The following is a 22,920-nucleotide window of genomic DNA, read 5'->3' as shown; positions in this document are numbered from 1 at the left end:
CACCCGGTGGCATCGCCTCGCACCCACCACCCCGGTCGGCGAGACTGTGTGCCGGAAGGCGACCGCGGGCCAGCCTCGGTAGCCCGGCCGGACGATGGGACGCAGCGATGTCGAGAAGCGACCTGGACCTGATCACCGCCGCCCTCGACGAGTACGAGCGCAGCGCCGATCCGTCGATCCCGCTCGACGCGGATCTGGCCGACGCGGCGCAGCGCCTCGGCCCGCAGGTCGGTGACCGGGGCCCGGGTTGGCAGGTGGCGGGGGTGCTGGCTCGACTGCACTGGTGCCGCTATCTGCTGCTGCCCGGGCTGGACGGGCTGCGGGAGCGCCAGGCGGCGGTCGAGCTGTTCCGCCGGCTCCAGCGCCGGGAACCGGATCTGGTGCCCGAGCCGCTGCGCGACGAGTGCCGTGAGCCCGGTCCGTCCGGAGTCGACGAACTCTCCGCCGTCCTGTTGAGCCGGCAGCAGGCCGACCGGGTCGACCGGCTGCGGCAGCGGCACCTGGCCGGCGACGATCGGGCGCTGCGGATGCTGGTCAGCCTCTACCGGGAGTGGCTCCCGTACGCGGCCCGGCAGCGTGGCTGGCCCGGCGTTCTGCTCCAGGCCGCGCTGCTGACCGACCTCGCCGACGCGCTGCTCGCGGTCGCCGAGCACGCCCTTGACGGACGCAGGTACGACGACGCGCTGGACACTGCCACGAAGGCGCTGACGGTCACCGCCGCCCGGGACCCGCACCGGCCGGCCCGGCTCACCTTCCGGGGCCGTCTCTTCGAGCTGTACTTCGACGAGGGTGCCGGCCCGAGGGCGCTGGAGATGGCGGTCGGCGACTACCGTCGGGCCGCGCAGCTCGGCTGGCACCGGCGGCCGACCGACCTGGACCTCGTCGGTCGGCTCGGTGCCGCGCTGCGCCGCCTGTCGGAGCTGCCGGAACAGCCGTCGGTGGAGATCCTGCTCGAGGCGACGGCGGCGTGGCGGGACGCGGTGACCTCGTCGCTTCCGGAGGATCCGGAGCTGCCGTCCCGGCTGGAGCGACTCAACGAGGTCGGCAACCTGCTGGCCCGTGCGGTCGGCCTCGAACCGGTGCGTACCGTGCTGAATGCCGCCCAGCGGCCGGGGCTGCTGGACCGGCTGTTCCGGCGTACCGGGGAACTGGCCGACCGGGTCGGCGTCGACACCTCGCCGGAGGTACTGGCCGAGCGGCTCGACTCGGCCCTGGTGCTGTGCGCCGCGGTACCGGCCTTCGACCCGGCCCGGCCGCGTGCCCTGCTCCTACTCGGCCAGGCGGAACACGACCGCTGGCAGCACGGCGGTGAACTGGACGGGGCCGAGCGGGCCGCGATCTGCGCCCAGATCGCCCTGGACGCCGCCGGCCCGGAGCACCCGCTGCGCCGGGAACTCCTGAATCTGCTGGCCGGTGCGGCCGGTGACGCGGGACTGCACAGACGCTCCGACGCGCTGGTCGAGGCGGCGGTCAGCGCCGCCCGGGCCGCCCTGGAGTTGACCGACGCGCACCCGGAGGCCCGACCGACCCAGCTCGGCGTGCTCGCCGACGCGTACGCCCGGGCCGGACGGCTGGCCGGCGACCGCGACGCCCTGGACCAGGCGGTGCGGCACCAGCGGGAGGCGGTCGCGCACACCTCGGCCGACCAGGAGGTGTACCCGGTGCGGCTGATGAGCCTCGCCAGCATGCTGGTGCACCGCGACGCCCTGGCGCCGGACGACGCGCTGCTCGCCGAGGCGGTGGAGGCGAACGGGCGTGCGCTCGCCGCCCTGCCCGGCGACGACTCCCGCCGGGTCGGCTTCACCTACAACCTGGCGAGCAGCCGGTCCCAGTACGCCCTTCGGCGTAAGGACCCGGTGGAGCTGCTGGCAGCCGAGCAGGTCTTCGAGGAGGCGTTCGCGCTGCTGCCGCCGGGTCATCCCGACCAGCCGCGGATCCGCAGTTCGATCGCGGAGACGCGGTACCAGCGGTTCGTGCTCGGTGGTGACCTGGACGCGCTCACCGGAGCCGTGGCACTGGCCCGGCAGGCGCTCGACGAGACTCCGGCCGGGCACCACTGGTGGCCGATCCGAGCCCTGATCCTGGCCCGGGCATCGGCCGAGTTGGCCGGCCTGGGCGGGCCCGAGGCGGCGGCGGCACGCGCCGAGGCGATCGCCACCTACGCCGCGATCGCCGCCTCGCCGGTGACCGATCCGCAGCGCCGGATCGACGCCGAACGCCGCCAGGCCGAACTCGCCGTCGAGGCGGCAGATCCCGCCGCCCGGCTGGCCGCGCTCGAGCGTGCCGTCCGGCGGATCCCCTCGGTGATCAGTCGGTCGACCGCCGGCCGGCGCCGGCTGGACGCCATCGCGAGACTCGGCGGGCTGGCGTCTGAGGCCGCCGCCGTCGCGGTCGCGGCGGGAGATCCCGACGCCGCCGTGGAACTCCTGGAGCGGGGGCGCGGCCTGCTCTTCAACGAGGCCCTGGACATCCGCGTCGGCGGAGCGGAGCTGGCTGCCGTCGATCCGCTGCTCGCCGCGGACCTGGCCAGGGTCGAACGTGAACTGGCCGAGGCGGACGCGTACACGCACGTCCGCAAGTTCATCATCGAGGTGGAGCGGACCACGGCGTCCGGCGAGTCGCTGGCCAAGAGCACCCGGGAGTGGGATCCCCGGACCAGTTGGCTGCCCCGGACCCGCGAACTCGCCGCCGAGCGGGACCGGCTGGTGGCCCGGATCCGCGCGTTGCCGGGCTTCGCCGACCTGCTGCGGCCACCGTCGCTGCCGGTGCTCCGGGAACGGCTCCGGGGCCTGCCGGTGGTCGTGGTCAACACCTTCGGCGACCGGGGCGACGCCCTGCTGGTCCCGGCGGAGCCGGGACGGCCGGTGGACCTGGTCCGGCTGCCCGAGTTGCGCGAGGCCGCCGTCCAACGCCAGGTCAACCGGATGTACGCGGCCGTGCTCGACGCGACCGACCCGGCGGTACCCTTCGACCGGCGGGTCGCCGCCCAGGAGGACCTGCTCGACGTGCTGGCCTGGCTGTGGGACGCCGTCACCGGGCCGGTACTCGACCGGATCGCCCCGGCGGAGGGTCCGGCGCCGAGGATCTGGTGGTGCCCGGTCGGCTCGCTGGCCCGGCTTCCGCTGCACGCGGCCGGTCACCACCGCGCGGCGGACGGGTCCCGTACGGTGCTCGACCGCACCGTGTCGTCGTACACTCCGACGCTCAGCGCGCTCGCCCACGCGGCGACCGGGCGGGCCCGGCCATCGGCCACCGCAACGGCGGCGGTCGTCGGCGTACCGGGCGCACCGCGGTTGTCGGCGCTGCCGGAGGTACGCGCCGAGGTCGAGCAGGTCGCCCGGCTGATCCCCGGCTCCGCCCTGCTCAGCGGGACGGAGGTGGCGCTGCGCGATGTCGAGGACCTGCTCCGGGTCCACCCGATCGCGCACTTCGCCTGCCACGGCGCCGCCGACACCAGCGCCAACGCGATGCTCGGCGGTGGCCTGCGACTCGGCTCGGCGACGCTCAGCCCGCACCTGGTCCGCTCGTACCGGCTGGACCGGCCGGAGCTGGCCTTCCTGTCGGCGTGCAGTACCGCCGAGGCCCATCCGACCTTCACCGACGAGCCGCTGCACCTGGCGTCGGCGTTCCAACTCGCCGGGTTCCGTGGGGTCGTCGGCACGATGTGGCGCACCACGGACAGCGCCCGGGTCGCCGAGGCCTTCTACGGCACCCTGACCGGCGCTGGCACCAGGCCACCGGAGACGGCCGACGCGGCGCGGGCGCTCACCGACACGGTACGGGCGCTGCGCGACGAGTTTCCGTCGACTCCGACCCGATGGGCCGGATACCTCCACGTGGGGCTGAACCGGCCACTCTCCCCGGCTCCGAGCTGACGGACCACCGGCGTGGACGGGTCGACCGGAGCGGGGTCGACTGGAGCGGGGGCGCCAAGGCCACCGGGACGGCGTGCTCTCCGGCGTGCCGGTCGGTCGGTGGGGCGGTCGGCCGTCCCGGCGGTGGGGCGGCCGGGCGGGTCAGGGTCGCGCGCGGGCCGGGCGGCGACAGTCAGGTCGCGGGTACCGGGTCGGGGCTGCCAGCGTGCAGGGCGGCGGCCGTGGCGAAGGCGCGGATCATCGGGTGCACGACGGTGCCGTCCCCGGCGAGTTCGGGTTGGAAGAGGGTGCAGAGGAAGAACGGGTGCCCCGGCAACTCGGCGACGCGGACGTCTCCGGCGTCGTCGAAGCCCGTCAGGCGCAGCCCGTGCGCCCGGAGGACGTCCAGATAGGAGGGATTGACCCCGTAGGCGCACTGATAACGTTCGACGCTCCGGGCGGCACCGAGCACCCGTTCGGCCAGCGAGCCGGCTGCGATCCGTACCGTCCCCTCGTGCCCGGCGAGCGAACAGGCCAGCGGTTCGATCAGCAGTTCTCCGGTCGCCTCCGGGTTGTTCTCGCCGTGCGCGGCCCGGGACAGCCCGCACACGTCACGCGCGTACTCCAACAGGGCATGTTGAAAGCCGCCACAGGTACCGAGGAACGGTATGCCCTGCTCCCGTGCGGTGCGGACGGCGTTGATCGCACCCACCTCACTCCGGTACGGGCTGCCCGGAGTGAGCCAGATCCCGTCGAAGCCGGCCAGTGCGCCGCCGTCCGCCGCCTCGGGCGTCGGGATCCAGTACAGGTCCAGGTCGAGCCGGTCACGCAGCCGCAGCGCGTCGAGGAGCGCGGGGATGCGGGCATGGGCGCGGACGTGCGGAGAACGGTCGCCGACGGCGGCGACCCGGGCGGTGAAGGCGGATCGGATCTCGGACATGGCACCATCCTGGCCCGCCGACCGCGTGCAGCACCAATGATGATCAGCGCTGGCCTGATAAGCAATACTGATGCGGTGGACCCGCACCTGCTGCGTACCTTCGTGGTGGTGGCCGACTGCCGCTCGTTCTCGGCGGCCGCCCGGCGACTCGGTTACACCCAGTCCGCGGTCTCGCAGCACATCGCCGCGCTGGAGGGCGATCTCGGCACCATGCTGCTGCACCGCCGCCCGGTGGCGCCGACCGAGGCGGGGGAGCGGCTGCTGGAGCACGCCGGTCCGATCCTGCTGCGGCTGGACGCGGCCCGGGTCGACGTCCGGCGGGCGGCTGCGGACCCGAACGAACCCCTGCGCCTCGGCATGACCCCGCTGGCCGCGACGGCCCGGGTAGCGACCGCACTCACCGTCGTACGCCGGACCCGACCCGGCCTCGACGTGACCGTACGGGTCGCCGACCGGCAGTCGGTGGCCGCCGGGTTCGCCACCGGCGAGTACACCATCGCCCTGGTCGACGGCGTGGTCGCACCGAGCGACCCGTTACGACTGTTCGACTCCGGCGCGCTCGTCGGCGTCGCGGTCACCGAGGAACCGCTCGTCGTGCTGTTGCCGGAGGGCCATCCGCTCGGGCCGCGCGCCGGGCTCACGCTGGACGATCTGCTGGATGCCCGGTGGATCGACGCACCCGACGTGACGGCCGCGTTGTCGGACCTGAGCGCCGTCGCCCGCTCAGACAACCCGCGAACCTCGATCCGGTACGCCGGCACCGATATCGCCGCGCTGGTCGCACTGGTCGCGGCCGGGCACGGGCTCGCGGTACTGCCCCGGTCGGCGGTGCCGTCCTGCGCCGGGATCGATCAGGTACCGCTGGTCGCTCCACGTCTGGTGCACCGGACGGAGTTGCTCAGACCTCGCGCCGGCGGATCGCTGGCCACCGCGCTCAGCGACGCCATCACCGGGCAAACCGGATAGCCGGCAGTCTGCGGCGTCCGATCTCATGATCGACTCGGTCTCGGGGAATGTTGGTGGCCTGCCGGTCGTTACATATCGCGTACGGCTGAGTATCACCGGCTGTGAGCTGGGCTGGTGGTCGGGTCTCCGGGAATGATCCGGGGCCGCCGGTCGTTACATATGGTGTTCGCCCGAGTACCGGCATCCCCCTGCGAGGTGCTCGGGTGTTCTTCTGTCCCTTGGAGACCAGCGTCAGCGTGTGTCTCGGGACGAGGTTGCATTTCCGATGACACCCCAGCCCCCTGTGGGTGTTGTTCCCCCGATTGGAAGGTGGACCATCATGAACACGACTCTGTTCAGCCGATGGCTTCCGGCCGTCGAGCAGACTTCTCTGGTTCGTAGGACCGCTCTGGGTGTGGCTGGTCTGGCGTTCGTCGGTGGCGCTGTCGCCGGCCCCGCCGTGGCCGCGCAGGCCGCTCCGGAGCATGCCGGTTCGCCGGTGTCGCAGTCGGTGATGGCCGACAAGGGCGACAAGGGCGACAAGGGTGACAGGAGTAAGAGCGACAAGGACCGTAAGGGCGGTAAGCCGTCGCGGGACAAGCTGGTGCCGCGTGGTGTGCAGGGTGAGCAGTCGCGGATCTCGCTGTCGGGTGAGCAGTCCGAGAACGTGAAGGCGATTGTGAAGGCGACGAAGAAGGCTGGTCTGGACGAGCGTGCCGCGGTGATCGCGGTCGGCACCAGCCTTCAGGAGTCGAAGTTGGAGAACCTGGGTCATCTGGGTGACCGTAACGACCACGACTCGCAGGGGCTGTTCCAGCAGCGTCCGTCGTCGGGTTGGGGTTCGCCGGAGCAGATCACCGATCCGGAGTACTCCACCACGGCGTTCCTGAAGGGTCTGAAGCAGGTTGACGGTTGGCATGACCTGCCGTTGACCGAGGCGGCGCAGAAGGTGCAGGTGTCGGCGTACCCGGACGCGTACGCGCAGTGGGAGGACCAGGCCGCTGACCTGGTCGCCAACACCTGGAACAACAGCTAACGAACAAGCAGAGCAGCACATCCGCTGGCCGGGTCCCCACCATCGGGGACCCGGCCAGCGGCGTCTCCGCACCGGGCGCGGTGCGGGTCAACCGCCTGTCGGGGCGTCCACCGGCCCGGTGAGCAACGCGTCTCCCAGGGACGTGCGGGCGTAGAGGACCGAGCGGCCGTCCCGTCGTGCCGACAGGATGCCGGCTGCCTCCAGCGCCTTCAGGTGGGAGTTGAGCGTGGGCGGGGTCAGCTCCACCTGACAGGCGAGCTGGGTCGTCGACATCGGCAGGTCCAGTTGGGCGAGGATCGTGGCGCGGGTACGACCGAGCACCCCGGCCAACGGGGATTGCTGCTGGAGGTTTGGGGTCTCCCACAGCCGGCCGAGCCCGCGAGGCGAGTACGTGACGGTCGGCGGGCCGGGGTCACCGGTGCGGACGATCACGTCCGGCCAGGCGAAGACGCAGGGCACCAGCAGCAGTCCACGATGCCGCAGGTCGGCGTGCCCTTCGTAGTACTTGACGACGCGCAGCGTGTCGCCGTCGAAGCTGACCAGCGGGTGCAGCGTACGGAAGAGTTGCTGTACCCCGCCGGCGGCGAGTTCTTCGAGCCGATACCCCAGGTCGGCCTGCAAGAGGGCGCGGATCCGTGGCCAGTACGGCACGATCACCATCTGCCAGTAGTGTGCGAACGCGCCGACCAGACGGGCCACTGCCGCCTCCGGGTCGTCGACGAGTTCCCGCAGCAGCCGCTCCCGTCGGGGTCGGCCCGCGCCCTGCTGGGCAACCCGGTGTCCGGCCAGGTGTGACAGCTGCGCGGCCACTTCGTCGAGGTCGGCCCCGGCCACTTCGTCGAGGCTCGCCTCGATGCTGGACAGTCGGGTCGACGGCGGCGGGACGAGGAAGTCGGGGATGTATCCGGTGGGCCGCACGACGGCGGTCAACAGTTCCAGGTCGACTTCGTCGAGTCGCGCCGCCACCTGCCGTACCCAGGGGGCGTGCAGTCGGCTCGGGGTGCTGGCGGACAGCGCTCGTACGCTGGTCACGGCCTCCATCAGCGGTGAGAACGCGAACCGGATCCGGCCCAGGTCTTCCGTGCTGAAGTGGAGGTGGATCACCAGGCAGAGGTTAGCCCCCGAGCGACAGGCCCGGTCCGTGCCGTGCTGTGGCGGGGCGCCGGCCGACCCCACACCCCTGTCCGGCGGAACCGGAGGCAGTCCACTCGAAGGTCAAAGTTCAGGCTTGACTTATATAAGTGTCGGATGACATTCTCTCTGCCGTGCAGGCGTTCGACGTGCTCGGCGATCCGGTGAGACGCCGGATCCTGGAACTGCTCGCCGACGGCGAACAGGCCGCGGGCGTGGTCAGCAAGGTCATCCGGACGGAGTTCGGGATCTCCCAACCGGCGGTGTCGCGGCACCTGCGGGTGCTGCGACAGTCCGGGTTCGCGACCGTCCGCCCGGACGGCACCCGCCGCCTGTACACCGTCGATTCGGCGCCACTACGGGAGGTCGACATCTGGCTGGAGCGCTTCCGCCGGTTCTGGACGCAGCGCCTGGACGCGTTGGGCACCGAACTCGCCCGGGGCAGGCGCGAGCGCCGCGAACCACGCGACAAGGCTGCCGGGACGTCATCCGCGGGCAGACAACCATCCACGAAGAGCGAGGAAGACACGTGATCGACATCGTCAACCAGGTGAACGCCACCCACCGGGAGATCGGCAACCAGGCCGTCGCCACGGGCGAAGGGCGGTCGTTGCTGCTGCGCCGCAGCTACGACGCACCGATCGAGGAGGTGTGGAGCGCCTGCACCGACCCCGAACGGATCAGCCGATGGTTGGCCCCGATCGAGGGTGACCTGCGGCTCGGCGGCAAGTTCCAGCTCAGGGACAATGCCGGCGGAGAGATCCTGCGCTGTGCGGAGCCCCGCCTGATCAAGGTGACCTGGGTGCTCGGCGAAGGAATGTCCACCGAGGTCGAAGTCCGGCTCGCGCCCGACGCGGACGGCGGTACCGTACTGGAGCTGGAGCACGCGTCGCCGGCCCAGATCGTCGACGAGATGGTGGCCACCTACGGCCCTGGCGGCACGATCGGCATTGGTGGCGGCTGGGACATCGCCCTGCTCGGCCTCGACCTGTTCCTGGGCGGTACGGAGTTCGATCCCGCCACCTGGGAGGACGCCCCCGAGGTGCAGGAGTTCGCCCGGCAGAGCTGCCACGCCTGGGGACCGGCGGTCCAGGGCGCCTGGGGAACCAGCGACGAGGACCTCGCCGCGGCCATCGCGTTCGCGGTGCAGCACTTCGCCCCCGACACCAACGGCGACGACAATGGCTGACCGGCGGCGGGCGGAAGTGACCCGTCCGGTACCGGCGGACGGGACAGACCGGTGACCGGGACCGTCAGCGCCGAGCCCGGCAGGGTGCCCGGAACGGTCGTCGGGTCGACGAGGGCCCTGCTGGCCTGCGGCGTCGTCGCCGGCCCCCTCTACATAGTGGTGGTCGTGCTACAGATGCTCACCAGGGACGGCTTCGACATCGGCCGGCACCCGGCCAGCCTGCTGAGCAACGGTGCCCAGGGATGGATCCAGATCGTCAACTTCGCGGTCACCGGCCTGCTGTTCGTGGCGTACGCGATCGGTCTGCGCCGGCTCCGCGAGCCGGCGGCGGGCCGGGCCTGGGCACCCCGGCTGATCGGCGTCTTCGGTGCCGGGATGGTCGGCGCGGCGTTCTTCTCCGCCGACCCGGTCGACGGCTTCCCGCCCGGCACGCCGACCGGCCCGCCCACCAGCGTCAGTTGGCACGGAATGCTGCACTTCCTGGTCGCCGGGGTCGCTTTCCTCGCGCTGATCGCCGCGTGCTTCGGGTTCGCCCGGCGGTTCGCGTCGGCCGGTCGTCACGGTTGGGCGGTGTTCAGCGCGACTACCGGCCTGCTCTTCCTGGCCGGCTGGATGTCGATCTTCGTGCTGGCGGGGTCCCGACCGGCCAACGTCGCCTTCGCCGTCGCGATCGGGCTTGTCCTGACCTGGACGTCGCTGCTGGCCGCGCACCAACGCGGCCGAGTCCGCGAGGGCTAGGAGCCGGTTCGCGGGCCGAAGCCCGGCCGGCGCGCAACTAGTGGCCGGCAAGGCGGACGGCCGGCAAGGCGGGCGGGGGAAGCGGAGTGGCCACCGTTGCCACGGATGGTCCTGCGGGGCAGCCGTGCCGCGACGGTGGCTGTTCCGTCCGGACGATTAGGTCACATCCTAATCGTCGCCCTGGACACTACCGAACGAGAACCTCGTACCCATGGATACCGAACTGCTTTCCGAAGCGTACGAGCGGCTGCACGGCGCGGGCCCCGAGTGGGGCGAGAACACCCTGACCAACCACGGCCCGATGGCGGTGGAGGTACTGGTACGCCGTGGCCACGCGGATCGGGTACACCGCTGGCTCGACCGGTACATCACGCGGCTGGACGACCTGCCGGCGCCGACCGAGGCGGTCACCGACCGGAACTGGCGGGCAGCGCTCGGCGACGAGCGGCGGATCGGCGACTGGACGGCGTACCTGACCCGGCAGGTCACCGAACGGCCGTGGCGGAACGTACTGGCAACCTGGTGGCCCCGGCTGCTGCCGGGCATCGTCGCCGGCACCACCCACGGGGTGATCCGGGTCAGCCATGCCGTACGGGCACTGCTCGCCGGTGACCCGCGCCGACCGGTGCTGGTCGAACTCGCGTACGGGCTCGCGTTCTGGGCCGCTCGGTTCCGTACGGTGCCGGGCGCCTCGATCCCGGTGGGCAGCCTGCCGGCGGATGCCGCGATCGCCGTCCTGCCCCGACTCGACGCACCGGCCGGTACCGTCGCGGAACGGCTGGCCCGACTGCCCGGACTGCCGGGCTGGACCAGCGCGGTGGCGTCGCTGCGGGCGCCGTCGGATCCCGACGAGGCTCGGGTGATCCTCTCGGAGCTGACCACCGCCGCGACGCTGCGCTACACCGGCCACGGGCACGCCGGTCCGGTACTGCTGGTGCACACCGCGACGGCACCCAACGCCGTACTGCACACGCTGCCGGCGCTGCCGCGTGACCTCTGGCCGGCGAGTCTCACCGCAGCCTGGTCGGCGACCGCGGCCATCATCTGCGCGTACGCGCCGGACTCCGTGCCACCCGATCGCCGCCCACCTACGGTCTCCGGCGGGGACGCGGACGTGCTGGAGTGCGCGGTCACGCACGGCGACGAGCACGTCATCAAGTTCGCCGACACCGCGCTCGACGTGTACCAGCGGACCGGGGAGCGAGCCGCACTGGCCGCTGCCGTGCGGGCCGGGCAGCTCATCGAGTGACCTCTCCACATCCGCCAGCCCAGCTTGGGCCTGACTGTGCGCCGCTGGAACTCCACACAGACAGGGGCCCGGCCAGCGGCGTGTCTGGACACGGGGTGCGACCCTGCCGAGGTGACCCAAGATCCTGACTTCACTGTGACACTGCGTGGGTACGACCGGGACGAGGTGCACGAGCTGATCCGTCGCGGCAACGACGCGCTTGCGTCGGGCAGTCCGGCGAATCGTGCCGCCGCTGCCCAGCAGCTTCGCCGACCTGTGTTGACAGTACGGCTCCGCGGCTACGACCGGGCGCAGGTGGAGGGCTACCTCGGCCAACTGGTGACCCGCCTGACGGCGGACGATTAGCCGCGCACGCTGGACCAAGCGGCTGGCTGCGTGCCATGGCCTGTCTCGTCCCGGGTGTCCGGTTCGATTTCATGATCGACTCGGTCTCGGGGAATGTTGGTGGCCTGCCGGTCGTTACATATCGCGTACGGCTGAGTACCACCGGCTGTGAGCTGGGCTGGTGGTCGGGTCTCCGGGAATGATCCGGGGCCGCCGGTCGTTACATATGGTGTTCGCCCGAGTACCGGCATCCCCCTGCGAGGTGCTCGGGTGTTCTTCTGTCCCTTGGAGACCAGCGTCAGCGTGTGTCTCGGGACGAGGTTGCATTTCCGATGACACCCCAGCCCCCTGTGGGTGTTGTTCCCCCGATTGGAAGGTGGACCATCATGAACACGACTCTGTTCAGCCGATGGCTTCCGGCCGTCGAGCAGACTTCTCTGGTTCGTAGGACCGCTCTGGGTGTGGCTGGTCTGGCGTTCGTCGGTGGCGCTGTCGCCGGCCCCGCCGTGGCCGCGCAGGCCGCTCCGGAGCATGCCGGTAGCCCGGTGTCGCAGTCGGTGATGCAGGCCGACAAGGGCGACAAGGGCGACAAGGGCAAGAGCGACAAGCGTGACAAGGGTGACAAGCGGGACAAGGACCGCAAGGGCGGTAAGCCGTCGCGGGACAAGCTGGTGCCGCGTGGTGTGCAGGGTGAGCAGTCGCGGATCTCGCTGTCGGGTGAGCAGTCCGAGAACGTGAAGGCGATTGTGAAGGCGACGAAGAAGGCTGGTCTGGACGAGCGTGCCGCGGTGATCGCGGTCGGCACCAGCCTTCAGGAGTCGAAGTTGGAGAACCTGGGTCATCTGGGTGACCGTAACGACCACGACTCGCAGGGGCTGTTCCAGCAGCGTCCGTCGTCGGGTTGGGGTTCGCCGGAGCAGATCACCGATCCGGAGTACTCCACCACGGCGTTCCTGAAGGGTCTGCGTCAGGTTGACGGTTGGCATGACCTGCCGTTGACCGAGGCGGCGCAGAAGGTGCAGGTGTCGGCGTACCCGGACGCGTACGCGCAGTGGGAGGACCAGGCCGCTGACCTGGTCGCCAACACCTGGAACAACAGCTAACGCAGGAAACCGAAGGCCGGATCCCACCCGGGTCCGGCCTTCGGCGTGTCCGGGCCGAACCCGGCGCTGGCCGGGGCGCGCGGTGCGGTCGCCGGGTTCAACCGGCCGAGGCGGTCGCCCCGGCGGAGTGCCTCCGGCCGCGCAGTGCGTCCGTGACCGCGACCCCGGCCAGCACCAGAGCGGCCACGGCCGTACCGGCGAGCGGAGGCAGCCGCAGCACGCCCGGCACCGCCGCGACGAGTACGAGGATCGCGGCGGGGCGTACCGGGGAGACGCGACCGAAGACCTCGTACTCGAAGAGGGCCCGTCCGGCCAGGAAGAGTGCCGGACCGCCCAGGGTCGTGGCGACCCACCCGGGTGTCGGTTCGCCGGTCGGATCCACGATGGCGAGTTCGAAGCCGGCGGCGGTGGCGGCAACCCCGGCAACCATCACCACGTGGTTGTACGGCGAACTCTGGCTGAACCGTGCCGGCCGCCTGGACGCGCCGATCGCGGCGGGCAGCACCTGCCCGGCGCAGTGTACGTAGATCCGCCACAGCAGGACGGTGCTGCCGAGGGTCACCCCGAACCCGGCCAGGTGTACGGCGGTGAACTCGGTGCGACTCATCGCCAGCCCGATGATCAGGATCGCGTCGCCGAGCGAGACGATGAAGAACTGCTGGAACCGCTCGCCGAGGTGCTCGGCCACGCTGAGGAGTTGGGCGGCCCGGACCCTGCGCAGCCAGGGTACCGGGTACCGGAGGCCGAGCCCGAGGGCGTCGATCGCCAACGCGACCGACCAGAGCGCGATCTGCTCGGTCCCGCCGAGCGCACCGCCGGCCAGCCACGGTACGGCGGAGACGGAGAACCAGGTCATCACCTTGACGGCCCGCTGGAACTCGCCGGGCTGGCCCCGGAGTGTCGGGATCAGCAGGAGCCCACGGCCCAGATGGATCCCCACGTACGTGACCGCGAAGACCAGGCCGTGCCGGTCGAAGGCGCCCGGTATCGCGGCGGCCATCAGCAGGCTGCCGACGATGGCCACGATGGTGGCGACCTGGATCCTCGGCTGGTCCGGGTGGTAGAGGTTGGTGATCAGGACGGTCGCGCCCCAGACCCAGCAGAGCGCCGTCAGCAGGAGCAGGGCGCGGATCGCGTCTGCCCAGTCCGGGTCGCGCATCAGCCGTTGCGAGACGAGGGCGAGGACGACGACGTACACCAGGTCGAAGAAGAGTTCGAGCATCGTCGGCCGGCGGGCGCTGTCGGGACGGGGTTCCAGCAATGGTCAACCAGACGAATCGGAGTGCTGCCCGTCACCGAGCGGGCCCGGTCCCAGTCTCACATCCGTCGACGGCGGCGATCGGGAAAACGCCAGCTAGGGGCGCCGGACGAGGCGGGGCACGACCGGGTCAGCGGGGCCAGCCGGCCAGTTTCGCGCGGATCTTCCGGACCTGTGCGGGGTCCCGGCCGTACCGGGCGAAGCGCTGGTCGGGCAGCCGGTCCAGGTAGCGGCCGGCGGCGGTGATGTCGTCCGGCTCGATCGCCGGATCGTACTCGGCGGCGAGCCGGATCAGGTCATCCACGGCGTACCGGTCGAGCGCCGCCGCGACGTCGATGTAGTCCCGGACCTCACGGCGGGTGACCAGGGCGGCGGTCTTGCTGGCCACCAGGTCCTGGACGTGCATGACCGGCCCGAGGTCCATCACCACCGGGCTGCGGTGCCGGTCCAGCCGCCCCAGGCTGAGCCGTAGCCGCCGTCCGCCCCGGCCGACCAGGAAGTCCTTCATGTCCAGCTCGAACCCGCTGAACAGCCCGGCCAGGTCGCTCGACGGGTCCTCGTCGACGACGCTGAAGCCTGCCGCCTCGAGCGCGGTCCGGACCTCCGCCTCGGCGCTGGCCGCCGCGCCGTCGACGTCGGCGAAGAGGTCGACGTCCTCGGTCGGCCGGGAGAGCAGCCCGTGCGCAGCCCAGGCCACCCCGCCGCCGAGCACGAATCCGTGCTTGTCGGCCACGGAGAGGGCGACCCGGGCGACCTGGCGGTAGAAGTCGTCGAGATGGGTGGTGGTCATGCCGCCCGGCGATCAGCGGCGGCCAGCGACGGGTGCCGCCGCTCCCACGCCGCCCGGACCCCGCGCGGAAGGTTCAGTGCGGACCAGATCCGGCGGAGCACCCGGCCGTTGAGGAACCGGCGCAGGTCGTCGGAGCGGGTGCTCTCGCGCAGGACGTTCTCGTACATCCAGAGCAGTTGGTCCGGATCGTCCAGGTCGAAGCTGCGCTCCGGCCCCCACATCAGGCGCAGCGGCAGCACGACCGTGCCCCGGGTCGGGCCGGTCAGCTCGGCGACGGTCGGGGTCACCACGGCAGGCCGGCCTGGGCGGGCCAGGTGGACCACGCCGGTTCCGGCCACGGCGGCGTACTGCATGCGCTCAGGGTAGCCGGAAGCTGGCGGGTACGGATCGTCCGTACCCGATTTTGCTGGTCTGTCCGGCCTGCCGCCGGCCCCGGACCGGCCCGGACCCGGCGTCCGTGACCGCCGGTCCCGGACGGCACCGCAGGACCGGACCGGGGCCGAGGCCAGCCAGGCAAATCCGGAATGCCGGACTGGGCGGGCTGGTTGTTTATCTCGGTACGCCCGCGAGCTCAGCCCCCTGGACCGCGGGCGTACCTCCCTTGTGCGCTGGGGGTCCCCCAGAGCCTCGCAGTGCCTCCCGGAATCCAGACGAAAGGGCAACCATGAATCCGATCTTCGGACGATGGCTCCCCGCCATCGCGGAGACCGCTCGCACGCGGTGGCTTCCCGCCATCGCCGCACATCCGGTGACGCGCCGGCTTCCGGCCGTCGCGGAAACCCCGATCGCCCGCCGGTCCGCGCTGGCCGTCGCGGGCCTTACCTGCGCGGCCGCCTGCTCGGCCGTGGCCGGCCCGGTCGGTGTGGTGGCCGCCTCCGGGAACCCGGGCGCGCAGCCGGCGGCGTACAGCCAGTCGATGCGGGACGACGACTCGCACGAGGACGACCGCAACCGGCCCGCCGACAGCGGGAACTCGGACCGCAGGGCGTCCCGGGACAAGCTGGTCCCGTACGGCGTGCAGGGCTACCAGTCCCGGATCGACCTCGATGACGAGCAGCGGGACAACGCCCGCGAGATCGTCCGGGTGGCCCGGAAGCTGGACATGGGTCAGCGGGGCGCGGTGATCGGCGTGGCGACCGCCCTCCAGGAGTCGAAGCTGCGCAACCTCGGGCACCTGGGCGAGTGGAACGACCACGACTCGCTCGGGCTGTTCCAGCAGCGGCCGTCGTCCGGCTGGGGCTCGCCGGACCAGATCCGCGACCGCGACTACTCCTCGGCCGCGTTCTTCGAGGGGCTCAAGCGGGTCGACCGCTGGTGGGACCGGCCGCTGACCGACGCCGCCCAGGCGGTGCAGGTGTCCGCGTACCCCTACGCGTACGCGCAGTGGGAGGACCAGGCCGCGGACATCGTGCAGGACGTCTGGTCGCGGTAACGCCGTCGACGGAACCGTTTCGGGGAGGCCCGGCCACGCGCCGGCCTCCCCGAACCGTCACCTGGCCCGGAACCGTCACCTGGCCCGGAAGCCAGCCTGACCCGGTCCGTCCTCGGGAACGTTGCGCTGGCGAGCAGCCCGCAGTGGGCAACCGGCCCGGACGGCCGGTCAGATCCAACTCTTCCGGCGGAACACCACGTACAGCGCGATCGCCAGCCCGAACGTCACGACCAGCGAGACGATGAACTCCGCCGGGGTGTGCCGCCAGGGGAAGGCGAGGTTCTGCCCGAAGAACCCGGTCACCGCCGTCGGTACGGCGATCACCGCCGCCCAGGCGGTGACCTGCTTGACGATCAGGTTGAGCTGGTTGTTCTGCAGCATCAGGTTCGTCTCGAGCATGGTCGTGTTCAGGTCGCGCAGCGAATCGCTCCACTCGATCACCCGCAGCACGTGGTCGTACAGGTCCTGGTAGTACGGCAGCATCTCCTCATCGACGGTGTGCATGGTGGGACGCATCAGGGCGTTCACCACCTCCCGCATCGGCAGGGTGACCTGGCGGAGCCGGACCAGGTCCCGCCGGGCGAGGAAGATCTGCCGCTGCACCTCGTTGCGGTCCATCTCGCCGGCGGCACCGGCGTCGCCGCCCCGGCCCGCGTCGCCGGCCCCGCCCGCCCGACCGTCCTTGAACATCGAGCCCTGCACCCGCTCCAGCGTCGCGTCGAGCTGCTGCACCGCGGAGAAGTGGCCGTCGATCAGGGTGTCGAGCAGGCCGTAGAGCAGGAACGCGATCCCGTGCGGGGCGAGTTCGGCGCTCTCGTCCCAGCGGGCCAGCACGTGCCGGATGTCGAACTTGTCGGTGTAGCGGACCGTCACCAGGGCCCGGGGTTTGATGAACGCCGACAACTCGTCGTCGGTCAGCCCGCCGTCCGCGTCCAGCCGCACCATGTAGGTGTTCAGGAACAGGTGCGTGTCGTACCGGTCGAGTTTCGCCCGCTGGGCCTGCTGGACGATGTCCTCGACCGCCAGTTCGTGCATCCCGAGTTCCTCGGCGAGCAGCTTCAGGTCGTCCTCGGTCGGCCGGCAGATGTCGAGCCAGATCACCACCCGGTCGTCGCCGGCGAGCCGGTCGCCGACCTCCCGCGCAGGGAAGTCCTGGTCGACGAGGGCGCCGTCCCGGTACATCCGGGTGTTGCTCATCCGCACGCCGTCTCTTCCTCCACGCACCTGACGGTAGGCCGACGGTGCCGGCCGGCGTGCTGGTTCGTCGAACCTCGGCCGCTGTCGGTGACGGCGACGCGACGAGGTCCGGGCGGGCGGGAGAGCCCGGTCAGCCGCGCTCGTCCGGCGGCGCGGCCTGCCAGTGCCAGCGCCGCACCCGGGGCCGGCCGGGCAGCTCGGTCCGGCCGGTGGCCCAGCGCAGTGCCGACCACGGGTCGACCTCGGCCAACTCGGCGGCGACCTGTGGAAACATCCGGGCCAGCACCCGGGAGCAGACCTCGGCCGGCGGTGCGAGGGTCAGTCCGAGGCCCCGGGCGATGTCGTCGCCGTGCAGCAGCGCCTCGACACAGCCCATCCCGGCGAAGCCGGCCGGGTCGCCCATGCCGTAGGGGTGCCAGGCCCGCACCGCCGCCGGGGCGGTCCGGACCATCGCGGCGAGGACCCGCCCACTGCCCTCGACGAACTCCAGTAGCTGGGCCGGGGTCGCCTCCGGGGCGACGGTGGCCAGGAACCGCACGTACCGGTCCGCGGGGCGGGAGCCGAGTTGCATCGCGTACGACAGCAGGCAGTCGCCGAGGTGCTCCCCGGTGTGCCAGCAGTCCCAGTCCAGTCCGTCCGCCGGGACCCGCCAGTCCCGGTCGGTGCCGGGCCGGAGCGTCTCGACGACACTCGCCACCGCCGTCTCCAGGTCGTCCGCGCTGACGGTCATCGCTACCCCCGTACGGTGGATCGGTTGGTGGTCAGCGGAGACCGTACCCGCTCCGCCCGACGGCCGGGCGCCCGCCGGGACGCTCCCGGCGACCGCCCGGACCGGCGACCGGGCGACCTGCGCCGGTCAGTCCGGCATCGTCACGCCGAGCGGTTCGCCCGGGGTGAACGTCGCCGGCATGCTGCCGAAGCCGTTGATCACGCCGAGGCTCTCGTTCTGCCTGGTGGCCGCCTGGTCGATGACGATGTCCGGCATCCGTTCGAGCACCCGCCGCACCATCAGCGGGAACCAGGCGCGGGCATGGTTGAGCCCGATGCAGCGGTGGATGCCGAGCCCGAAGCTGGTGTGCCGGTTGGGGGAGCGGTCCAGCCGTACCTCGTCGGGGTCCGGGAAGACCGACGGATCCCGGTTGGCGGCGGCGAAGGACATCATCACCCGGTCGCCGGCCCGGATCTGCTGCCCGCCGACCATCACGTCCCGGGTGGCGGTCCGGGCGAAGCCCATCGCCGGCGGGAAGACCCGGAGGAACTCCTCGGTCGCGTGTTCCCAGAGCGCCGGATCGGCCATCAGCGCCGCCCGGTGCTCGGGGTGGTCGGCCAGCCAGCGCATGGTGTGCGCGAACAGCGCGGTGGTGGTGTGCAGGCCGCCCTGGATCACCAGCAGCGCGATGCTCACCACCTCCTCGACGGGCAGCGGTGCGCCGTCGACGGTGGCCCTGGCCAGACCGCTGAGCAGTCCCTCGCCCGGCTCCTCGCGCAGCCTCGGCACCTCGGCGGCGATGGCACCGCCGAGCTGCCCCATCACCTGGACGTTGCGCGGGTAGTCGGGGTCGCTCGGCGGCGAGGCCGCGACCCAGTGCATCGGCCCGGCGTACGTCTGCCAGTCGTCCAGCGGGAGTCCGATCAGCTTCATGGTGGCCAGTGCCGGCAGCGGGTTGCCGTAGTCCAGCACGAGGTCGATCCGGCCGCTCGGGCAGACCCGGTCCAGCAGGGCGTCGGCGGCCTGCTCGGCGAAGGGCAGCGAGTCGCGGGCCGCGCTCGGCGAGAAGTAGGGGCTCATGATCCGCCGGTACGGGTTGTACTCCGGCGGGTCCAGCTCCAGCGGCACCTGCCTGATCGGGTTCGGCGGGATGACGATGCCCTGCCGCGGGTCCGACGGGTCCTCGGTGCTGCGGCCCGAGCTGAAGGTGGCGTCGTCCCGCATCACCTGACTCACGCCGGCGTGGTCGGAGACCACCCAGAAGCCGCCGTACGCGTCGGTCCGGGCCACCGGGCAGCGGGCCAGGTGGTCGTCGGAGATGGCCCGCCAGTTGGCGCGGTATTCGGGGGAGTGGTGGTCGAAGTCGATCCGGGGGATGGAATCCGAACCGGTCTCGGTGGATTGATCGACAGACATCGCGTCAGGGTACTGCCCCAATCGCCCTCGGATGTCATGATCATTCGCATTGGCGCTCGGGGCTTTGCTGCCCTTCGTCCCGTTTTCGCGGGCTGGAGGCGCGATTGGCGACGCGAGGCTGCCGAAAACTTCCCGGTGGATTTCCGGCTCCGCCGGGTTTCGGCGCTTTCCCTCGGGGCACCGTCTGGCTGACCTACCCTCGGGTGGTCGGGAAACCGGCCTCGCCATCGCAGGAGGTGCTGAGGTATGGGGGTCCGCACCTGGATCGAGGGGTGGCCGGTCTACCGCCAGCTCACCGGCACCGACCCGCTCGGCCGGGGTGCCGCCGCGAAGTCCGCCCGCTCCGCCGGGCTGACGCCGCGTACCGACACCGCCGACTCGGTCGCCCGGTCCATCTGCCCGTACTGCGCCGTCGGCTGCGGCCAACGGGTCTACGTCTCCGACGGCCGGGTCACCCAGATCGAGGGAGACCCGGACAGCCCGATCTCCCGGGGCCGGCTCTGCCCCAAGGGCGCCGCCAGCCTGGGCCTGGTCACCAGCGACCTGCGGCAGCAGCGGGTGCGCTACCGCCGCCCGTACGGGACCGAGTGGGAAGAGCTGGACCTGCCGACCGCGATGGACATGATCGCCGACCGGGTACTCGCCGCCCGGGACGCCACCTGGGAGGACGTCGACGACCAGGGCCGGCCGCTGCACCGCACCCTCGGGATCGCCAGCCTCGGCGGGGCAACGCTCGACAACGAGGAGAACTACCTCATCAAGAAGCTGTTCACCGCGATGGGCGCGATCCAGATCGAGAACCAGGCCCGGATTTGACACTCCGCCACGGTCCCCGGTCTGGGGATCAGCTTCGGTCGCGGCGGCGCGACGGAATTCCAGCAGGACCTGATCAACAGTGACTGCGTGATCATCCAGGGCTCGAACATGGCCGAGGCGCACCCGGTCGGCTTCCAGTGGGTGATGGAGGCGAAGAAGCGGGGCGCCAAGGTGATCCACGTCGATCCCCGGTTCACCCGGACCAGCGCGCTCGCCGACACCTACGTCCCGATCCGGGCCGGCACCGACATCGCGTTCCTCGGCGGCATCGTGCGGTACATCCTGGACAACGAGCTGGACTTCCGGGAGTACGTCGTCGCGTACACCAATGCGGCCACCATCGTCAGCGAGGACTTCCAGGACACCGAGGACCTGGACGGGCTCTTCTCCGGCTACGACCCGGACCGGACCAGCTACGCCCAGTCCAGTTGGCAGTACGCCGGCCAGGAGGGCGACGGAGGGAACGACACCGCCGCCGAGCGGGACAGCGCGGCCGGGCTGCGGCACGAGTCGCACGGACCGCCGGTCTCCCGCCAGGCGGAGCGGGACGAGACGCTCCAGCACCCGCGCTGCGTCTACCAGATCCTCAGGCGGCACTACGCGCGCTACACCCCGGAGATGGTGGAACGGGTCTGCGGGGTACCCCGGGAGAAGTTCGAGGAGGTCGCCCGGGCCTGGGTGGCGAACTCGAACCGGGACCGCACCACCATGCTGGTCTACTCGGTCGGCTGGACCCAGCACAGCGTCGGGGTGCAGTACATCCGGACCGGGGCGATCATCCAGCTCCTGCTCGGCAACGTCGGCCGGCCCGGCGGCGGGGTACTGGCGCTGCGCGGGCACGCCAGCATCCAGGGCTCGACGGACATCCCGACGCTGTTCAACCTGCTGCCCGGCTATCTGCCGATGCCGAACCACCGGGAGCATCCGACCTTCGACAAGTGGTGTGAGGCCATCCTGCACCCGGGCCAGAAGGGCTTCTGGGGCAATGCCCGGGCGTACGCGGCGAACCTGCTCAAGGCGTACTGGGGAGCGGCGGCCACCCCGGAGAACGACTTCTGCTACGACTACCTGCCGCGGATGAGCGGCGACCACGGCACGTACCAGACCGTGTTCAACATGATCGATGGCAAGGTCAAGGGCTACTTCCTGCTCGGGCAGAACCCGGCGGTCGGCTCGGCGCACGGCCGGGCCCAGCGGCTCGGCATGGCCAACCTGGACTGGCTGGTGGTCCGCGACCTTTTCATGATCGAGAGCGCGACGGTCTGGAAGGACAGCCGGGAGGTGGAGACCGGCGAAATCGCCCCGGAGCGGTGCCGTACCGAGGTCTTCTTCCTGCCGGCCGCCTCGCACGTGGAGAAGCCCGGCAGCTTCACCCAGACGCAGCGGCTGTTGCAGTGGCGGGAGAAGGCCGTCGAGGCACCCGGCGACTGCCGCTCGGAACTCTGGTTCTTCTACCACCTCGGCCGGATCATCCGCGGCAAGCTCGCCGGCTCCACCCGGCCGCGCGACCGGGCCCTGCTCGACCTGGCCTGGGACTATCCGACCGAGGGCCCGCACGCCGAGCCGGATGCCGAGGCGGTGCTTCGGGAGATCAACGGGTACGAGATCGCCACCCGCCGCCCCTTGAGCTCCTTCGTGGAGATGAAGGACGACGGTTCGACCCTCGGCGGCTGCTGGATCTACACCGGGGTCTTCGCCGACGGCGTCAACCAGGCGGCCCGGCGCAAGCCCGGCGGGGAGCAGAACTGGGTCGCCGCCGAGTGGGGCTGGGCCTGGCCGCTCAACCGGCGGATCCTCTACAACCGGGCCTCCGCCGACCCGGAGGGGCGGCCGTGGAGCGAGCGCAAGCGGTACGTCTGGTGGGACGCGGAGCGGGGCGAGTGGACCGGGTACGACGTACCGGACTTCGAGAAGACCAAGCCGCCGTCGTACCGGCCGGACCCGGACGCGACCGGGGTGGCAGCGCTGGCCGGCGACGATCCGTTCATCATGCAGGGCGACGGGAAGGGCTGGCTGTACGCGCCAGCCGGAATCCTGGACGGGCCGCTGCCGACCCACTACGAACCGGTCGAGTCCCCGGTACGCAACCCGCTCTACGGCCAGCAGGCCAACCCGACCCGCAAGACGTACCAGCGGCCGGACAACCCGACCAACCCGAGCCCGCCCGATCCGGGCACGGACGTCTACCCGTACGTCTTCACGGTCAGCCGGCTCACCGAGCACCACACCGCGGGCGGGATGAGCCGCACCGTCCGACACCTGGCCGAACTGCAACCGGAGATGTTCGTCGAGGTCGGGCCGGAGCTGGCCGTCGAGCGCGGCCTGACCCACCTGGGCTGGGCGCACCTGGTCACCAGCCGGGGCGTGATCGAGGCGCGGGTGATGGTGACCGACCGGCTGACCCCGCTGCGGATCGAGGGCCGGATCATCCACCAGGTGTGGCTGCCGTACCACTTCGGCAGCGCCGGACTGGTCCGGGGCGAGCCGGCCAACGACCTGTTCGGGGTCACCCTCGACCCGAACGTGCTGATCCAGGAGAGCAAGGTCGGCACCTGCGACATCCGGGCCGGGCGGCGCCCGACCGGACCGGGCCTGCTCGACTATCTCGCCGACTACCGGCGGCGGGCCGGCCTCGACGGGCACCACCCGCCGGTCGTGACCGCCGGCCGGGGCGTCCCACCGGGCGCCGGACCCGCCCCCGGCGACCCGGCGTCGGCCGAGCGCGGGACCGGCGGCGACGCGGGATCAGTGGGGCGCCGGGCCGGCGGCGGCGACCCGGAACGGGAGGGATGA

Annotated in this window: 19 protein-coding genes; 11 read left to right on the top strand and 8 right to left on the bottom strand. The window is 71.7% G+C overall.

Annotation, left to right across the window (positions count from 1 at the left end; genetic code table 11):
• Positions 1–107: 107 nt before the first annotated feature.
• Positions 108–3,875, top strand: coding sequence for a CHAT domain-containing protein (locus ACQEVC_RS31550; protein ID WP_432884831.1), 3,768 nt, complete (start codon positions 108–110; stop codon positions 3,873–3,875).
• A gap of 172 nt (positions 3,876–4,047) precedes the next feature.
• Here the strand turns inward: ACQEVC_RS31550 and ACQEVC_RS31545 are convergent, their stop codons facing one another.
• Positions 4,048–4,794, bottom strand: coding sequence for a CTP synthase C-terminal region-related (seleno)protein (locus ACQEVC_RS31545; RefSeq protein ID WP_432884828.1), 747 nt, complete (start codon positions 4,792–4,794; stop codon positions 4,048–4,050).
• A gap of 75 nt (positions 4,795–4,869) precedes the next feature.
• Here ACQEVC_RS31545 and ACQEVC_RS31540 point away from each other — a divergent pair, with 75 nt between their 5' ends.
• Both ACQEVC_RS31540 and ACQEVC_RS31535 read left to right on the top strand, forming a co-directional pair.
• Positions 4,870–5,760 (top strand): LysR family transcriptional regulator, encoded by an 891-nt coding sequence (locus tag ACQEVC_RS31540; RefSeq protein WP_432884825.1) that lies wholly within the window; start codon positions 4,870–4,872, stop codon positions 5,758–5,760.
• Between the two features lie 319 nt (positions 5,761–6,079).
• The gene (locus ACQEVC_RS31535; RefSeq protein ID WP_432884823.1) at positions 6,080–6,775 is read left to right on the top strand and encodes a hypothetical protein; all 696 of its coding nucleotides are present in this window, start codon (positions 6,080–6,082) and stop codon (positions 6,773–6,775) included.
• An 87-nt stretch (positions 6,776–6,862) separates the two neighbouring features.
• Here the strand turns inward: ACQEVC_RS31535 and ACQEVC_RS31530 are convergent, their stop codons facing one another.
• Positions 6,863–7,879 carry a DUF5937 family protein gene (locus ACQEVC_RS31530; RefSeq protein WP_432884821.1) on the bottom strand — a complete coding sequence of 339 codons (1,017 nt, stop codon included), beginning with the start codon at positions 7,877–7,879 and terminating at the stop codon, positions 6,863–6,865.
• A 161-nt stretch (positions 7,880–8,040) separates the two neighbouring features.
• Between ACQEVC_RS31530 and ACQEVC_RS31525 the strand changes: the two genes are divergently transcribed.
• From ACQEVC_RS31525 to ACQEVC_RS31500, 6 genes are all read left to right on the top strand, one after another.
• On the top strand, positions 8,041–8,439 hold the full coding sequence (locus tag ACQEVC_RS31525; RefSeq protein WP_432891802.1) for an ArsR/SmtB family transcription factor: 399 nt from the start codon (positions 8,041–8,043) through the stop codon (positions 8,437–8,439).
• Complete coding sequence (locus ACQEVC_RS31520; protein WP_432884818.1) at positions 8,436–9,095, top strand: SRPBCC family protein; 660 nt, start codon at positions 8,436–8,438, stop codon at positions 9,093–9,095. Before ACQEVC_RS31525 ends, ACQEVC_RS31520 begins: the two co-directional genes overlap by 4 nt.
• A gap of 51 nt (positions 9,096–9,146) precedes the next feature.
• Positions 9,147–9,833, top strand: coding sequence for a DUF998 domain-containing protein (locus tag ACQEVC_RS31515; protein ID WP_432884815.1), 687 nt, complete (start codon positions 9,147–9,149; stop codon positions 9,831–9,833).
• A gap of 211 nt (positions 9,834–10,044) precedes the next feature.
• Entirely contained in the window at positions 10,045–11,082 is a 1,038-nt protein-coding gene (locus tag ACQEVC_RS31510; RefSeq protein WP_432884813.1) for a questin oxidase family protein, read from the top strand.
• Positions 11,083–11,193: 111 nt separating this feature from the next.
• Entirely contained in the window at positions 11,194–11,427 is a 234-nt protein-coding gene (locus ACQEVC_RS31505; protein ID WP_432884811.1) for a hypothetical protein, read from the top strand.
• A 365-nt stretch (positions 11,428–11,792) separates the two neighbouring features.
• The gene (locus ACQEVC_RS31500; protein ID WP_432884809.1) at positions 11,793–12,509 is read left to right on the top strand and encodes a hypothetical protein; all 717 of its coding nucleotides are present in this window, start codon (positions 11,793–11,795) and stop codon (positions 12,507–12,509) included.
• A gap of 97 nt (positions 12,510–12,606) precedes the next feature.
• On the opposite strand, the gene ACQEVC_RS31495 is transcribed toward ACQEVC_RS31500, so the two are convergent.
• The 3 genes from ACQEVC_RS31495 to ACQEVC_RS31485 all read right to left on the bottom strand — a co-directional run bounded on the left by ACQEVC_RS31495 (position 12,607) and on the right by ACQEVC_RS31485 (position 14,910).
• Positions 12,607–13,770, bottom strand: a complete 1,164-nt coding sequence (locus tag ACQEVC_RS31495; RefSeq protein ID WP_432884806.1) for a low temperature requirement protein A — start codon at positions 13,768–13,770, stop codon at positions 12,607–12,609.
• 127 nt (positions 13,771–13,897) lie between these two features.
• Positions 13,898–14,557 (bottom strand): nucleotidyl transferase AbiEii/AbiGii toxin family protein, encoded by a 660-nt coding sequence (locus ACQEVC_RS31490; protein WP_432884804.1) that lies wholly within the window; start codon positions 14,555–14,557, stop codon positions 13,898–13,900.
• The gene (locus ACQEVC_RS31485) at positions 14,554–14,910 is read right to left on the bottom strand and encodes a hypothetical protein (RefSeq protein WP_432884802.1); all 357 of its coding nucleotides are present in this window, start codon (positions 14,908–14,910) and stop codon (positions 14,554–14,556) included. Before ACQEVC_RS31485 ends, ACQEVC_RS31490 begins: the two co-directional genes overlap by 4 nt.
• Positions 14,911–15,221: 311 nt before the next feature.
• Between ACQEVC_RS31485 and ACQEVC_RS31480 the strand changes: the two genes are divergently transcribed.
• Positions 15,222–15,989 (top strand): hypothetical protein, encoded by a 768-nt coding sequence (locus ACQEVC_RS31480; protein ID WP_432884799.1) that lies wholly within the window; start codon positions 15,222–15,224, stop codon positions 15,987–15,989.
• Positions 15,990–16,157: 168 nt separating this feature from the next.
• On the opposite strand, the gene ACQEVC_RS31475 is transcribed toward ACQEVC_RS31480, so the two are convergent.
• The 3 genes from ACQEVC_RS31475 to ACQEVC_RS31465 form a co-directional block, all read right to left on the bottom strand.
• Positions 16,158–17,186 carry a magnesium transporter CorA family protein gene (locus ACQEVC_RS31475; protein WP_432891799.1) on the bottom strand — a complete coding sequence of 343 codons (1,029 nt, stop codon included), beginning with the start codon at positions 17,184–17,186 and terminating at the stop codon, positions 16,158–16,160.
• Between the two features lie 130 nt (positions 17,187–17,316).
• A complete protein-coding gene (locus ACQEVC_RS31470) occupies positions 17,317–17,916 on the bottom strand; it encodes a maleylpyruvate isomerase N-terminal domain-containing protein (RefSeq protein WP_432884797.1) in 600 nt (199 codons plus the stop codon).
• A 126-nt stretch (positions 17,917–18,042) separates the two neighbouring features.
• A complete protein-coding gene (locus ACQEVC_RS31465) occupies positions 18,043–19,311 on the bottom strand; it encodes a cytochrome P450 (RefSeq protein ID WP_432884794.1) in 1,269 nt (422 codons plus the stop codon).
• A 246-nt stretch (positions 19,312–19,557) separates the two neighbouring features.
• Between ACQEVC_RS31465 and fdh the strand changes: the two genes are divergently transcribed.
• A complete protein-coding gene (gene fdh / locus ACQEVC_RS31460; protein ID WP_432884791.1) occupies positions 19,558–22,920 on the top strand; it encodes a formate dehydrogenase in 3,363 nt (1,120 codons plus the stop codon).

Origin of the sequence: Plantactinospora sp. CA-294935, assembly GCF_050936445.1 — a bacterium.
Taxonomy (GTDB): Bacteria; Actinomycetota; Actinomycetes; order Mycobacteriales; family Micromonosporaceae; genus Plantactinospora.
This window is presented reverse-complemented; position numbering and strand designations above follow the sequence as displayed.

Coding starts and splice junctions, on each gene's coding strand:
- ACQEVC_RS31550 (WP_432884831.1), top strand. CDS start 108: ATGTCGAGAAGCGACCTGGACCTGATCACCGCCGCCCTCGACGAGTAC.
- ACQEVC_RS31545 (WP_432884828.1), bottom strand. CDS start 4,794: ATGTCCGAGATCCGATCCGCCTTCACCGCCCGGGTCGCCGCCGTCGGC.
- ACQEVC_RS31535 (WP_432884823.1), top strand. CDS start 6,080: ATGAACACGACTCTGTTCAGCCGATGGCTTCCGGCCGTCGAGCAGACT.
- ACQEVC_RS31510 (WP_432884813.1), top strand. CDS start 10,045: ATGGATACCGAACTGCTTTCCGAAGCGTACGAGCGGCTGCACGGCGCG.
- ACQEVC_RS31500 (WP_432884809.1), top strand. CDS start 11,793: ATGAACACGACTCTGTTCAGCCGATGGCTTCCGGCCGTCGAGCAGACT.
- ACQEVC_RS31490 (WP_432884804.1), bottom strand. CDS start 14,557: ATGACCACCACCCATCTCGACGACTTCTACCGCCAGGTCGCCCGGGTC.
- ACQEVC_RS31485 (WP_432884802.1), bottom strand. CDS start 14,910: ATGCAGTACGCCGCCGTGGCCGGAACCGGCGTGGTCCACCTGGCCCGC.
- ACQEVC_RS31480 (WP_432884799.1), top strand. CDS start 15,222: ATGAATCCGATCTTCGGACGATGGCTCCCCGCCATCGCGGAGACCGCT.
- ACQEVC_RS31475 (WP_432891799.1), bottom strand. CDS start 17,186: ATGAGCAACACCCGGATGTACCGGGACGGCGCCCTCGTCGACCAGGAC.
- ACQEVC_RS31470 (WP_432884797.1), bottom strand. CDS start 17,916: ATGACCGTCAGCGCGGACGACCTGGAGACGGCGGTGGCGAGTGTCGTC.
- ACQEVC_RS31465 (WP_432884794.1), bottom strand. CDS start 19,311: ATGTCTGTCGATCAATCCACCGAGACCGGTTCGGATTCCATCCCCCGG.